Below are 14,525 nucleotides of genomic sequence, written 5' to 3' on the forward strand. Positions count from 1 at the left end.
GGAGGAGGAATATGAGTAACAATTTATATAAAGTTATCGCTGTCCAAACAAATAAAACCGTATACCGAGATGGCGACACTGTCATTAAAGTATTTGACGCTGATTTTTCCAAAGCAAATATTTTAAATGAAGCGCTTAATCAGGCGCGTGTAGAAGAGACGGGTCTAAACGTTCCGCAGATTCTGGAAGTTATGAAAATCGACGGTAAGTGGGCTATCCGCTCGGAATTTATTCCGGGGAAAACATTGCAGCAGTTGATGAACGAGCAACCTGATAAGAAAGACAGCTACTTAAATCTATTCGTAAATACACAGATGGAGATACATAGCAAAAAAGCTCCGATGCTCAGTAATTTGACAGATAAAATGCACCGTAAAATCAGCAGCAGCGGGCTAGATGCTACGACAAGATATGAGCTGCACACACAGCTGGAGGGCATGGAAAGGCACAATAAGGTATGCCATGGAGATTTTAACCCCTCCAATATCATCATAAAACCGGATGGTGTACCCTATATTCTGGATTGGTCTCACGCCACCCAGGGAAATGCCTCCGCAGATGTTGCAAGGACTTATCTATTATTCTGGCTTGATGGTGAAATAGACCTTGCCGGTAAATATCTGAATCTGTTCTGCAAAAAAAGCGATACGGCAAGACAATACGTTGAAAAATGGATACCTATAGTTGCCGCCTCTCAGCTTGTCAAAGGTAAAAAAGAAGAACGCGAATTTTTGCTCCACTGGATAGACGTTGTAAGTTACGAATAATCAGGAGGTAAATTTTATGAAAATAACTATTTGTATCGGCAGTTCGTGTCACTTAAAAGGTTCACGTCAGGTTGTGGAACAGCTTCAATATATGATAGCTGAAAATAACTTAAAAGATAAAATCGAGCTTGCGGGAACGTTTTGTATGGGAAAATGCCAAACCGGCGTCAATGTATCTATAGGTGATAAAGACTTTTCCGTTTCACCGGAGACAGTTGGCAGTTTCTTTGAAAACGAAGTTCTTAAAAGGCTTAAATAGATAAGGAGAGAAAAATGTCGGAAGTACTTAAATTAAAAAAATCAAATTGTAAAAATTGTTACAAATGCATCCGGCATTGCCCTGTCAAGTCCATTCGCTTTTCAGGGAACCAGGCGCATATAGTCGGAGATGAATGTATCCTCTGCGGGCAGTGCTTTGTAGTATGCCCGCAAAATGCCAAGCAGATCGCCGACGGAACAGAGATAATTAAAGTTCTTTTATGCGAGGATGCGCCGGTTATAGCTAGTGTAGCACCATCCTTTGCGGCATATTTCGAAGGTATAGGCTTTTCCTCACTTAAGGAATCTCTTTGCAAGCTGGGCTTTACATCTGCAGAAGAAACAGCGATCGGGGCAACACTGGTAAAACGGGAATATGAGAAGCAGCTTAAAGAAAAAGCAGAGGATGTAATCATATCCTCCTGCTGCCATTCGGCTAATCTGCTGATACGAAAGTATTACCCAGACCTTTTAAAATACCTCTCTCCCGTCGTATCGCCGATGATCGCACACAGTATTGATATAAAGCGCCGGCTGCCAAACGCAAGAACAGTGTTCATAGGGCCATGTCTTTCAAAAAAGGATGAGGCGGAAAACAGCCCTGTCGATGCAGTCTTAACGTTTGACGAATTATCCAGAATGTTTGACATGGCAAAATGCCAGCCCCAAAAAGAAATGGACTTAATTGAAGAAAGCAGGGCCCGCCTCTTCCCCACAGTCGGCGGCATACTTAAAACTATGGACATTCCAGATACCGGATACACTTGTATGACAGTAGACGGTACGGACAATTGCCGGGCAGCATTAGATGATATTGCAGCAGGTAATATCCATAATTGTTTTATAGAAATGTCCTCCTGTGCCGGAAGCTGCATCGGCGGCCCGGTTATGGAAAAATATAAAAACTCACCCGTCCGCCATTTTCAGGATGTTACATCATATGCGGGAAAGAAAGATTTTAACGTTTCAAAGCCGAAGGAAGACGCATTATTTAAACATCATTCTTATATCGGCAGCGTCAAGTATATGCCATCTGAAGCTGAAATTAAAGAAGTGCTTAAAAAGACCGGAAAACTAAAACCCGAGGACGAGCTGAATTGCGGAAGCTGCGGCTATAATACCTGCCGGGAAAAAGCTATTGCAGTTTGTCAGGGTAAAGCAGACGTCAGTATGTGTTTGCCTTTCCTAATGAATAAAACAGAGCGCCTCTCCAATACGATCTTAGACAACTCACCTAACGGTCTGCTCGTCGTAAACGAAAATCTTGAAGTACAGCAAGTTAATAGTGCCGCGATGAAAATGCTCCACATCAATCATGAGTCGGATGTTTTGGGTGAACTGCTCGTACGCGTTATGGACCCTATTCATTTTATCAATGTATTGGATAACGGCAAGATGATCAAGGAACAGCGCGATTATTATGCTGAATTCCAAAAATACCTTGAATTGACAGTAGTCCACGACAAGACAACTCATGTTCTTATAGCAATTATCAGAGACGTGACAGAAGGTGAAGAAGAGCGGCTCAAAAAAGAGGAAATCGGGCGTCAGACCGTTGAAATAGCGGACCAGGTTGTAGATAAGCAGATGCGCATAGTACAGGAAATTGCCTCACTTCTTGGAGAAACAACGGCAGAGACCAAGATTGCATTAACAAAGTTGAAGGAGTCGATAGCTCATGTTGAAAAAGACGAGTGATCTTTGTGCTGATATCGGATACATGTTTTTAAATCATGCAGGGGAACAACTCTGCGGTGACCATGTAGAGATAGTAGAACAAGGTGAAAATTCCATGATCGTTGTTTTAGCGGATGGGCTTGGTAGCGGCGTCAAGGCTAGTATTCTATCAACGCTGACTGCAAAAATCATTTCCACAATGCTTGCCGAAGGGCTAAAACTTGAAGACGCTGTTGAAACGATAGCCGCCACCTTGCCCGTATGTTCGGTCCGTGGGATTGCATATTCCACCTTCACCGTCATTAGGATTGTAAATTATAAGCGTGCAGAAATTATCCAGTATGACAATCCTAAAGTTATTCTATTGCGTGATGGCCAGGACTTTGAGTTCCCGTATACAGTGCTTGATATCGGAGGAAAGAAAATCTATTGTTCTGACATCTCACTAAAAAAAGACGATGTATTTATAGCTATGAGTGACGGCGTTGAGCATGCCGGTGTCGGCGGTGTCTGGAATTTTGGCTGGAAACGTGAAGATATTGCCAAATTTATGGAGAACTTCTGGCACGTAGGATATACTGCCAAAACGCTCACAACTATTCTAATAAATGAAGTCAATAAGCTATACAACGGAAAACCTGGTGACGATGCAACAGTATGTACCGTACGTATCCGAAAACGCGTTCCTATGAATTTACTGCTAGGCCCGCCTTCCAACCGCGACGACTGTAAACGAATGATGTCTTTATTCTTTGCAAAGGAAGGCAAGCATATCGTATGCGGTGGAACGACATCTACCATTGCGTCGGAGTATTTAAAAAAGCCGATAGTCCCGGATTTAAAATATCTAGACCCTAAAATACCCCCCACAGCAACTATTGATGGTGTGGAGCTGGTCACAGAAGGCATGATCACGGTAAACCGCGTTTTAGAATATGCAAAAAATTATCTGGCAGACAATAAATCATACGAACAGTGGAGCTTTAAGAAAGACGGCGCATCGAAAATCAGCCGTATGCTTTTCGAAGAAGCTACAGACATTAACTTTTTTGTAGGCCGTGCCATTAACCCGGCACACCAAAATCCGAATCTGCCTATAAATTTTAGTATAAAAATGCAGCTTGTTGAAGAATTATCTGACTGCCTAAAAAAAATGGGAAAAAAGATAAAAGTCAGTTATTTTTAAGGAGGAAACAAATGAACGGTCAATTTGATTTCGCAGTGGTCGACGAGATTTTGTCAGCCAACGAAAACAATCCGCGGGCGATTATATCGATCCTGCAGGAAATTCAAGAACATTATCATTACATTCCAAGAGAGGTATTCCCCTATATGGCAAACTGGCTTGGAATCAGCGAAGCAAAAGCTTACAGCGTGGCAACATTCTATGAAAATTTTTCACTGGAGCCGAAGGGAAAATACGTTATCAAAGTATGCGATGGTACAGCATGCCATGTCAGGCATTCTGTCCCTATCTTAGAGCGGCTTAGATCGGAGCTTGGATTGTCTGCTTCCAAAAAGACCACTGACGATTTAAATTTCACAGTGGAAACAGTATCCTGCCTCGGTGCCTGCGGCCTTGCACCAGTCATAACGGTTAATGATAAGGTTTATCCCTCTATGACGCCTGACAAGGCTTCGGAGTTGCTTGAAAGCTTAAAGGAGGAACTAAGCCATGATAAAAAATAGAAAAGAACTCATTGCGTTTAGAGCCGCAGTTAAAAAGACTTTTGACTCGCAGACAAAAAAAATACTGGTTTGCGCAGGCACAGGGTGCATCGCCGGCGGTTCTTTAGGGATTTATGACAGATTGTCTGAAATTATGGCTGAAAAGGGTCTGCCATATTCAGTAGAACTTGAGGAAGAAGCGCATGATGAGTCTGTCGGCCTAAAAAAATGCGGCTGTCACGGTTTTTGTGAAATGGGGCCTTTAGTTCGCATCGAACCTCAAGGGTGGCTTTATACAAAGGTAAAAAAGGAAGACTGTGAAGAAATTATAGATACCACCATTATCGGCGGTAAACTTATTGACCGCCTGGCATATAAGAAAAACGGTGAAGTGTATCCAAAACAAGAAGATATCCCGTTTTACAAAAAGCAAACCAGGGTGGTCCTAGAGCATTGCGGACATATCGATGCAGACTCTATTTCAGAGTATATAGCAGTTGGAGGATATTCCGCTTTTGAAAAAGCGTTATTTGAAATGAGCGGAGACGAAATAGTTAAAGAAGTTAAAGATTCTGGGCTTCGCGGAAGAGGTGGCGCAGGCTTCCCCGCCGGTATCAAATGGGAGACCGTTAGAAAAATAGAATCAGACCAGAAATATATACTTTGCAACGGTGACGAAGGTGACCCCGGTGCCTTTATGGACAGAAGCATTATGGAAGGGGATCCCCACCGCGTGCTGGAAGGTATGATGATAGCCGGCCTTGCAACTGGTGCCTTAAAAGGATACATATATGTACGTGCCGAATACCCCATGGCAGTCTCCCGCCTTAAGAATGCTATTAAACAGGCAGAAGAGCTCGGGCTTTTAGGTGACAATATCTTAGGAAGTGATTTTAGCTTTAATATTCATATCAATCGCGGCGCCGGCGCTTTTGTATGCGGCGAAGAAACCGCTCTTATCGCTTCCATTGAGGGCGAACGCGGTTTCCCACGGGTACGTCCCCCGCTTACTGTCGTCAAAGGTCTTTTCGGCAAACCTACAGTCCCTAATAACGTTGAAACCTATGCAAACGTACCGGAAATTATAAATAAAGGTTCTAAGTGGTTTAATAGTATAGGAAACCCAAATAACTCCGGTACAAAGGCATTTGCCCTAACAGGCAATATTGAAAATACCGGCCTTATAGAAGTACCTATGGGAACTACCCTCCGTGAGGTCATCTACGACATCGGGGGCGGCTGCCGCGATGGTGCAGATTTTAAAGCAGTACAGATAGGAGGCCCGTCGGGCGGCTGCCTTACAAAGGAACATCTGAACCTCCCTCTTGATTACGACTCTTTAAAATCAGTAGGCGCGATTATAGGGTCTGGCGGCCTTGTAGTTATGGATGAACATACCTGTATGGTTGAGGTAGCACGTTTCTTTATGCACTTTACGCAAAATGAATCCTGCGGTAAGTGCGTGCCGTGCCGCGAAGGTACCAAGCGGATGCTTGAAATCTTAGAGCGCATTGTCTCAGGCGAAGGTAAGGAAGGTGATATTGAAACGCTGCTGGAGCTGTCAGATATGATAATTTCAACTGCACTTTGCGGCCTTGGTAAAACCGCTCCAAACCCTATTCGCAGTACGATTAGGAGCTTTAGGGATGAATACGAAGCCCATATTCGCGGGATATGCCCTACCGGTAACTGTAAGAAGCTTAAAAAAATACAAATAGATCCGGAAAAATGCAAAGGATGCTCTAAATGCTCCAAAGTATGTCCTGTACATGCAATCTCCGGAAAAATAAAAGAACCGTTTACTATCGATCAATCGAAATGTATCAAATGTGAAGCGTGCATCGGCACTTGTCCGTTTAACGCAATTAAGGAGGTCTGAACATGAGCCGCGAGTTTGTAACGATAGACGGAATACCCGTTGAAATTGAAAACGAAAAAAACCTTTTAGAGCTTATACGCAAGGCCGGCATTAAAATGCCAACCTTCTGCTACCATTCAGAACTATCGGTTTATGGCGCATGCCGGATGTGTATGGTCGAAAACGAAAGAGGAATTCTGGAAGCTGCATGCTCCACTCCCCCGCGTCCCGGTATGTCTATAAAGACAAATACCGAAAGGCTGCGCAAGTATAGGAAGATGATACTGGAGCTGCTGCTTGCCAATCATTGCCGCGATTGCACCACCTGTGACAATAATGGAAAATGCAAACTTCAAGATCTTGCTATGCGCTTTCATATAGACGGTGTTCGTTTCCCGAATACCTCACCTGAACCGATAGTAGACGATTCCTCGCTTTGTATCATAAGAGATGCAAGCAAGTGTATTCTATGCGGCGACTGCGTTAGGGTCTGCAATGAAATTCAAAATGTAGGCGCGATAGACTTTGCCAAAAGAGGTTCTAAAATGACTATCAGCACAGCATTCGACATCCCGATTTCTGAATCTCCGTGTGTCGGCTGCGGGCAGTGTTCGGCAGTTTGCCCGACAGGCGCAATCGTAGTCAGAAACGATACAGATAAAGTATGGGACGCACTTAATACGGAAAATGTAAAAGTATCTGTCCAGGTAGCCCCTGCAGTCCGCGTGGGTATTGGCAAAGAACTTGGAATTGGCAACGGCGAAAACGCTATGGGAAAAATCGTAGCCGCCCTGCACCGCATGGGCTTCGACGAGGTTTACGACACTACGACCGGCGCCGACCTTACCGTCCTGGAAGAATCAGAAGAATTTCTCCACCGGCTCGAAGAAGGAACCGGGATTCCGCTGTTTACCTCCTGCTGCCCGGCATGGGTACGCTATTGTGAAAAGAATCATCCGGAACTGCTTCCAAATGTATCGACCTGCCGCTCCCCTATGGAAATGTTCGGGGCGATACTTAAAGAACAGAGCAAATACGCATCGAGAAAATTGTTCCATCTTGCCGTTATGCCGTGTACAGCAAAAAAATTCGAAGCCGCACGGGAAGAATTTAAGATGAACGGGGAAAAAAACGTAGATGCGGTAATAAGCACTCAGGAGCTTATCCACATGATCAAGGAATCCGGCGTTATCTTTAGCGAATTAGAACCAGAAGCAGTAGATATGCCGTTTGGAACTATTTCCGGAGCCGGTGTGATATTCGGTGTAACCGGAGGCGTTACGGAAGCCGTTTTAAGAAGGGTTACTTCGGATAAAACAAAGACAGCGCTCCTTGCCGCCGCGCAGACAGGCGTTAGAGGTACGGACGGTATCAAAGAGTTGACACTTCCGTATGGAACAGCAAAACTTCATATAGCTGTTGTCAGCGGCCTTGCTAATGCAGAAAGTATCATAGAACGCATAAATAACGGCGAACACTTTGATCTGGTGGAGATTATGGCATGTCCCGGTGGGTGTGTCTGCGGAGCTGGCCAGCCGTTTGCCGTTTCTTCTGAAAAAGAACAGCGTGCAAAAGGCCTTTATGCGGCAGACCGTGTTTCGAGCATACGGCGCTCAGAAGAAAATCCGCTTATGATGACTTTATATGAAGGGCTGCTTAAAGGTAAAGTCCATGAACTGCTGCATGTTGATTATGCAAATAAGGAGGGTAACTGATATGACAGAGTTACGTATCTGTATCGGAAGTTCCTGCCACCTAAAGGGCTCCTATAATGTTCTTCAAACTTTCCGCCACTTGATAGAAGAAGAAAAGCTATATGACAAAATCGAGCTAAAAGCGACGTTTTGTATGAAAGAATGCCACCGGCCCGGTGTTTCTGTAACGCTAAATGGCGAAAACTACAGCATTCCAGCCGAAAGTGCAAGGGAGTTCTTTAAGACAAAAGTCCTGCCAGCTATAAATTAGTTTATTCGTTATATCCGTATGGACGGTTATAACCCTCCGCGCATACGAGTATTTTCGGCCGCATCTTACTGATGCGGCCGAATTTTATTACTTCGCTTTATAATTTTTTATATATAATCTACAAGTATAAAAATTAAGTAAACATCACCTAATATTATTTCTTATACTGTTGGCTGCAGCTACCATATTCCTTAGGCTTTTATTAGTCTCTTTCTCTCCTCTGGTTTTTAACCCACAGTCTGGATTAACCCATAATTTTTTCGGGCTTATTTTTTTTAGCATTAATAAAATTGCCGATTTTATCTCTTCATTTGTCGGTACCCGCGGAGAGTGTATGTCATAAACGCCGGGCCCAACTGCTGTCTTAAATTTTGCTTTAGCAAGTACATCAACAATAGAATAATGGGAACGTGCCGCCTCAAAAGAGATTACGTCTGCATCCATTTCATCAATTTCATTAATTATATCGTTAAATTCACTGTAGCACATATGAGTATGAATCTGCGTAGAGGGTTTTACTGAACAGTGTACCAATCTAAAAGCTGGGATCGCCCAATCTAAATAATCGCTGTGCCAATCAGACCTTCTCAAAGGCAATTTTTCCTTTAATGCAGCTTCATCAATCTGGATAATCCGAATACCTTCTGATTCAAGGTCCGCTGCTTCTTCTTTTAGTGCCAGTGCAATTTGAAACGCCATTTCCCTATTTGATATATCTTCACGGGGAAATGACCAGTTTAATATGGTGACAGGCCCTGTAAGCATACCTTTTACCGGTTTACTTGTAAGGCTTTGCGCATAAGCAATATACTCTACTGTAATAGGTTTATTTCGTCTTATATCCCCCCAGATAATCGGCGGTTTTACACAGCGCGTACCATAAGACTGCACCCATGCATTTTGGGTAAACAAAAATCCGTTTAGGTTCTCGCCAAAATACTCAACCATATCGTTGCGTTCATATTCCCCATGTACTAATACATTGAGTCCGATGTCTTCCTGTAACGCTATACAGTCGGCGATCTTCTTTTTTATTAAGGCCTTATAATCTTTAAAAGTAATCTCGTTTTTCTTAAGTTTCGCCCTTAGAGCCTTGACATCCGGAGTCTGAGGGAACGAACCTATTGTAGTAACTGGCAAAACGGGAAGATGCAATGCTTCTTCTTGAATGTTTTTTCGTTCTTCAAATGCAGGTTTTCTAATAAAGTCATTCTTTGTTAAAGCAGATACTTTTTTTCTTAACTCAATGTCCATATTAATCATCTTAGATTCAATTAAAGCAGCGTTTGTTTTATATATATTGTTTTCATTATAATTAGCGTCGATTAACAACGAACTTAAATCACTTAATTCCTCAAGTTTTTCCTGTGCAAAAGCAAAATAACGTTTATACTTTTCTTCCATCGAAGCTTCATTTTCAATAGTGTATGGTACGTGCAGAAGTGAACATGAGGAACTAATTATAATATTTTCCGTCAAAATATAACCCTTAAGCTCATGCATAATGGATAAAGTTTTTGTATAATTGTTCCGCCATATGTTTTTCCCGTTTATAATTCCCGCAAATAACATAGTATCTTTTGGAAAACCATATTTTAAAATGAGTCCCATGGTTTTTTTACCTTCAACAAAATCCAGTCCAATCCCGTCAAAAGGCAAAGAAATAACTTTATCATATACATCACGGATATCCCCGAAATATGTCTGAAGTAAAATTTTAAGATCCCCTTTGCTCAAAAGAAGTTCTTTATATATTAAGATAAATAGGTCAATATCATCTTTATCCAAATCAGTAACTAAAGACGGCTCATCCAGTTGAATCCAATCACATCCTAAGAGTTTAAATTCGTTAAAGATATTCTTATATGCTTTTACTATGTCACTGACATAATCAGATTTGTGTTTGTTGCCTTTATAATCGGCAAGCATAAGAAATGTAAAGGGGCCGACCAGTACAGGCTTGGTTTTAATGCCAATCTCCAACGCCTCTGAATATTCTTCAAATGGTTTTCTTGAACTAACAGTAATATCCGAATTATCGTCCAATTCGGGGACCATATAATGATAATTGGTATTAAACCATTTACGCATAGACAAAGCTCTTACATCACCATTTTTGCCCTGGTAACCATGTGCCATTGCAAAGTAAGTATCAAGTTTACCTAATCCTAAATCTTTGTATGCCTGTGGAATCGCTCCAAGCAGAAAAATGGTATCCAACATACCGTCGTAAAATGAAAAGTCGTTTGATGGGATTAAATCGACACCTTTTTGTCTTTGAAATTGCCACTGCTTTTTTCTTAAATCTGCGGCATGTGCCTTTAATGTTTCAGTTAAGATGTTTCCTTTAAAATAATCCTCGGTCCAAAACTTAAGTTCTCTTTGGCTTCCTACCCGAGGGTATCCTATAATTGTAGTTTTTAACATTTAATTTCCTCCTTAATTTATGGAGAAAATAGGGTTTTTAAGCCTATCTTCCTTCCCAAAGATAATTTTGCTGATATACAGCAGTGCATTCAGGCAGGTCTCCTGACTCCTTTTCATACTACTCTTTCTTACCTTCCCAAAATAAATCAGTGGCGAGAATTTATATTCTCTCAGAAATTTCATCCAAGTTACAGTAGTGGGTGCTGTTTCGGATTTTCACCGAATTCCCTATTATCATCTGGCAGCAAATCTGCCAAAGCACCTGAATACAAATTATGTAGCTATACTATTTTTAAAATCACCTCCCAAATAAAAAATCTCATCCTCTTTTAAAGAAGACGAGATAGCTCCCGTGTTACCACTTCAATTTTATCTATACCTCACGATATAGACCTTAATAAGTACGCCAAAAATAATATTGGTTATACTCCTCTTCAATAACGGGAAATCCCGTCGTATTTTCAATGCTTTATACATTTTAAATACGCCACTTAAAAGCCATTTTCATCATGCATCATGTTGCTTCCTTTCAGCTCGACTAGGTCGCAGAAGCATCTCTAACACTATTAGCATGATTACTATCTTTGTCATCGTGTTTACGATTTATTTATCATTTGAAAATATTTTAATAAATCAAACCCAAATTGTCAATTATTTTACTTAATATATGTTTACCTAAAGCCTTATTCTTATTTAATTTTTAATTTTTCTTGACAAATACAAAACCAGATAGTATATTGTGTATATACAATATACACAATATTAGGAGTGATAAAAATGGCGATATTATCTTTGCAAAACTTAAGCAAACGATATGAAAAATTTGAGTTGAAAAACGTATCATTTACATTGGATAAAGGCTATATAATGGGCTTTATAGGACGAAACGGCGCAGGTAAGACAACTACACTTAAAACAATGCTTAATCTGGTACACGCTTATAGTGGTAAAACTTTTATTTTTGATAAAGAATTCACAAGCAATGAGACTGACATAAAGCAGCAGATAAGCTTTATGTTTGGAGGTGCAAACTATTACCCCAAAAAGAAATTAAAAACGATCACAAGCGTTATCAAAAGGTTTTATAATGGATGGGATGATACAGCATATAAAAACTATCTAAAAAGATTTGATTTAGACGAGAATAAAAAAGTAGATGAACTGTCCCAAGGTATGAAAGTGAAATACGATTTGGCTTTGGCTCTGTCCCACAATGCAAAATTACTTATACTGGATGAACCGACAAGCGGGCTTGATCCTGTCTCACGTGATGACTTGCTTGAATTGTTTCAGGAGTTGATTGAAGATGGCGAAAGAAGTATACTTTTTTCCACACAGATCACCTCTGACCTTGAAAAATGTGCTGATTTTATCACATATATCAAGAACGGCGAAATCATTGCAAGTAAAGATAAAGACGATTTTCTTAGCTCCTATAAAATTGTTAAAGGCACCAGCGAACAACTGACGCAGCAGCTTAAATTTAAGCTAATCGGATATAAGCAAAATGCATATGGTTTTTCGGGGCTTATCAATACTGAAGATTTGCCTTCTGTTAATGGTCTTAATGTATCAGCCCCGGACATTGAATCGATAATGATATATTTTGAAAAGGAGAAAAGGGATTAATTATGAAAGATTTATTATATAAAGAATTTAAGCTGTCTCTAAATCCCGGTACTTACATATACCCTGCGACAAGTGCGTTATTGCTCGTTCCAGACTACCCGTATTTTCTAGCATTTATATATACATTTATCGGCCTTATGACCATATTTATTCTAAACAGGGAAAGCCATGATATCTTTTTTACTGCCTCTTTACCTATACGTAAAAGAGACACAGTAAAAGCACGTGTATATACTATTGCAATAATCGAGTTGATTCAGATTGCAGTAGCTGTACCTTTTGCAATAATACGCGGCCTTATAAACCCCCTTGGCAATTCCGTTGGAATAGATGCAAACCCCGCCCTGTTTGGATTTGTATTTATAATGTATGCAGTATTTAATGCCATTTATTTCCCCATGTTTTATAAAACGGCATATAAGGTAGCCTGGCCCTTGATAATCTCATGCACAGCCGTAACTATATATATTTTTGCTGTTGAAGTTGCCATCCAGTCCGTCCCCGTTCTAAAGACATATTTAGATACTCTAGACGCCAGGTACGCCGCTATACAGCTTACAGCATTGATTGCTGGCATGGTAATATTTGCTTTGTCCTGTATATTTGCCTATAAAAAAGCGGCTAGCCGTTTTGAAAAAGTAGATTTATAATATGAGAGGGTTAGATGGATATCGTAATTTCAAATACATCCGATAAACCTATATACCAGCAGATATACGAACAAATATCCGCACAGATCATAAAAGGCAAGCTAAAAAAAGACTATTGCCTGCCGCCGATAAGAACAATCGCTAAAGAACTGCGTATAAGCGTAATTACAGTGAAAAAAGCCTGGGAGGAACTGGAGCGGAACGGTTTCATTTATTCTGTAGTAGGAAAAGGATGCTTCGTGTCACCTATGCAGCATCATGAGCTTATAAACAAACGGGACGAGCTTATTAGTGAAAAATTAAAAAAAGACATTGGATATTATAAATCACTTGGCCTTTCTCTCTCAGATATCATTAAATTAATTGAACGTTCATTTAATTCATTAGATGATTAGTATAAAAATACCGCAAAATATAATTTTGCGGTATTTAAAATAAAAACTTGCTTTGATATGGCGCGCCTATCGGGATTCGAACCCAAGGCCTTTCGCTTAGGAGGCGAACGCTCTATCCTGCTGAGCTATAGGCGCTCATTTTGAAAGGACAGCGTGTATCTTATTAAAATACACCCTATCCTTTTATTATTAAATCAGTACAAAAAGAATTGTACCTTCATTTTCTAAAATAGTCAAATGAAACTATTAGAAAAATACATGGAATACTAATTGATCGAGTATAACTAATGCACCTAAAATACCTACGTACACTGCAAATCCGTAAAGCCTCTTCCTTTTTATTAAGTTTAACATAAACTTTACTGCTACATAACCCGATATACAAGCTGCAACCATTCCTAATATTACAGGTAACCAGTCTACATTTCCTATTCCTACCTTAACAGCATCATAACCTTCAAATATTGCAGAACCTAAAATAATTGGGATAGACATAAGAAATGAAAACTTTGCCGCTGCTTCCCTGTTCATGCCAGTAAAAAGTCCTCCTGCAATAGTACTTCCGGAGCGAGATACACCCGGTAATATTGCCAGCGCCTGCATAATGCCCATTGAAAGCGCATTTTTTAAATTAACTTCCTGGCGCGGATTTTTTCTCTGGCGAGAATACAGCTTTTCAGACAATGTAAGTATTAGTGCCGTTAATAAGAACATGTAACCTAAAGATGCTCCGCCGAACGCTTCCTCGAAAAAGTCTGAAAACAGGGCACCTATAATAACGGCTGGTATCGATGCTATTACGATCATCCATGTCATGTGTCCAAACAGATTCTTTAGTATTTTTAATATATCTTTCCAAAGTACAATCGTAACGGCTACCAATGTTGCCAAATGGACCATCACGCCAAAAAATATCTGCTGTTCCTGTATACCAAATACGTTTTGCAGTAAAACGATATGTCCGGAGCTCGAAACTGGCAGGAATTCAGTTAATCCTTGTACCAAACCAATTATTATAGATTCAATTATGTTCATAAAGACTCCTTAAAACACTACTTAATAAATTATTATTGTCTTTTGCTAAAGCGCTTTTTTACTTTATCTATTATACACAAATTTTAGTGTTTTTTAAATTCTTTTTTTGCTTACTTTTTAACTTTCATTCTCTAATTCAGACATATCTTGTATTATATGTATTGTTTTAACAAAACTTATGCTATAATTACTTAAA

12 protein-coding genes, 1 tRNA gene, 1 pseudogene, 1 riboswitch and 1 other annotated feature are annotated in these 14,525 nt (G+C 40.3%); of the genes and pseudogenes, 11 read left to right on the forward strand and 3 right to left on the reverse strand.

Annotated elements, in window-relative coordinates:
* Positions 1 to 11: 11 nt before the first annotated feature.
* The 8 genes and pseudogenes from R2876_07830 to R2876_07865 all read left to right on the forward strand — a co-directional run bounded on the left by R2876_07830 (position 12) and on the right by R2876_07865 (position 8,193).
* Positions 12 to 767 (forward strand): phosphotransferase, encoded by a 756-nt coding sequence (locus R2876_07830; GenBank protein ID MEZ4358499.1) that lies wholly within the window; start codon positions 12 to 14, stop codon positions 765 to 767.
* 10 nt (positions 768 to 777) lie between these two features.
* Positions 778 to 1,026: pseudogene (locus tag R2876_07835) on the forward strand ((2Fe-2S) ferredoxin domain-containing protein).
* A gap of 14 nt (positions 1,027 to 1,040) precedes the next feature.
* Positions 1,041 to 2,723: a [Fe-Fe] hydrogenase large subunit C-terminal domain-containing protein gene (locus R2876_07840; GenBank protein ID MEZ4358500.1), complete on the forward strand. Its 1,683-nt coding sequence runs from the start codon at positions 1,041 to 1,043 to the stop codon at positions 2,721 to 2,723.
* Complete coding sequence (locus tag R2876_07845; GenBank protein MEZ4358501.1) at positions 2,704 to 3,888, forward strand: SpoIIE family protein phosphatase; 1,185 nt, start codon at positions 2,704 to 2,706, stop codon at positions 3,886 to 3,888. Before R2876_07840 ends, R2876_07845 begins: the two co-directional genes overlap by 20 nt.
* 11 nt (positions 3,889 to 3,899) lie before the next feature.
* Positions 3,900 to 4,391, forward strand: a complete 492-nt coding sequence (locus R2876_07850) for an NAD(P)H-dependent oxidoreductase subunit E (protein ID MEZ4358502.1) — start codon at positions 3,900 to 3,902, stop codon at positions 4,389 to 4,391.
* Positions 4,378 to 6,249 (forward strand): NADH-quinone oxidoreductase subunit NuoF, encoded by a 1,872-nt coding sequence (gene nuoF / locus R2876_07855; GenBank protein MEZ4358503.1) that lies wholly within the window; start codon positions 4,378 to 4,380, stop codon positions 6,247 to 6,249. Before R2876_07850 ends, nuoF begins: the two co-directional genes overlap by 14 nt.
* 2 nt (positions 6,250 to 6,251) lie before the next feature.
* A complete protein-coding gene (locus tag R2876_07860; GenBank protein MEZ4358504.1) occupies positions 6,252 to 7,943 on the forward strand; it encodes a [FeFe] hydrogenase, group A in 1,692 nt (563 codons plus the stop codon).
* A 1-nt stretch (position 7,944) separates the two neighbouring features.
* Positions 7,945 to 8,193: a (2Fe-2S) ferredoxin domain-containing protein gene (locus R2876_07865; protein ID MEZ4358505.1), complete on the forward strand. Its 249-nt coding sequence runs from the start codon at positions 7,945 to 7,947 to the stop codon at positions 8,191 to 8,193.
* Positions 8,194 to 8,337: 144 nt separating this feature from the next.
* On the opposite strand, the gene metE is transcribed toward R2876_07865, so the two are convergent.
* Entirely contained in the window at positions 8,338 to 10,620 is a 2,283-nt protein-coding gene (metE, locus tag R2876_07870; GenBank protein ID MEZ4358506.1) for a 5-methyltetrahydropteroyltriglutamate--homocysteine S-methyltransferase, read from the reverse strand.
* A 74-nt stretch (positions 10,621 to 10,694) separates the two neighbouring features.
* A riboswitch (cobalamin riboswitch) is annotated at positions 10,695 to 10,901 on the reverse strand.
* A 50-nt stretch (positions 10,902 to 10,951) separates the two neighbouring features.
* Positions 10,952 to 11,220 (reverse strand) — a binding site (T-box leader).
* 177 nt (positions 11,221 to 11,397) lie between these two features.
* Here metE and R2876_07875 point away from each other — a divergent pair.
* Genes R2876_07875 through R2876_07885 form a run of 3 tightly spaced genes read left to right on the forward strand, consistent with a single transcriptional unit; the run spans position 11,398 to position 13,294 of the window.
* On the forward strand, positions 11,398 to 12,249 hold the full coding sequence (locus R2876_07875) for an ABC transporter ATP-binding protein (protein MEZ4358507.1): 852 nt from the start codon (positions 11,398 to 11,400) through the stop codon (positions 12,247 to 12,249).
* A 2-nt stretch (positions 12,250 to 12,251) separates the two neighbouring features.
* Positions 12,252 to 12,899 carry an ABC-2 transporter permease gene (locus R2876_07880; protein ID MEZ4358508.1) on the forward strand — a complete coding sequence of 216 codons (648 nt, stop codon included), beginning with the start codon at positions 12,252 to 12,254 and terminating at the stop codon, positions 12,897 to 12,899.
* 14 nt (positions 12,900 to 12,913) lie between these two features.
* The gene (locus R2876_07885) at positions 12,914 to 13,294 is read left to right on the forward strand and encodes a GntR family transcriptional regulator (protein ID MEZ4358509.1); all 381 of its coding nucleotides are present in this window, start codon (positions 12,914 to 12,916) and stop codon (positions 13,292 to 13,294) included.
* 58 nt (positions 13,295 to 13,352) lie between these two features.
* Here the strand turns inward: R2876_07885 and R2876_07890 are convergent.
* Positions 13,353 to 13,429: transfer RNA gene (locus tag R2876_07890), tRNA-Arg, on the reverse strand.
* A 111-nt stretch (positions 13,430 to 13,540) separates the two neighbouring features.
* Positions 13,541 to 14,329: an undecaprenyl-diphosphate phosphatase gene (locus R2876_07895; protein MEZ4358510.1), complete on the reverse strand. Its 789-nt coding sequence runs from the start codon at positions 14,327 to 14,329 to the stop codon at positions 13,541 to 13,543.
* Between the last annotated feature and the right edge of the window lie 196 nt (positions 14,330 to 14,525).

Source organism: Eubacteriales bacterium, from assembly GCA_041390245.1.
In the GTDB taxonomy this organism is placed as follows: Bacteria; Bacillota; Clostridia; order Christensenellales; family JAWKQI01; genus JAWKQI01.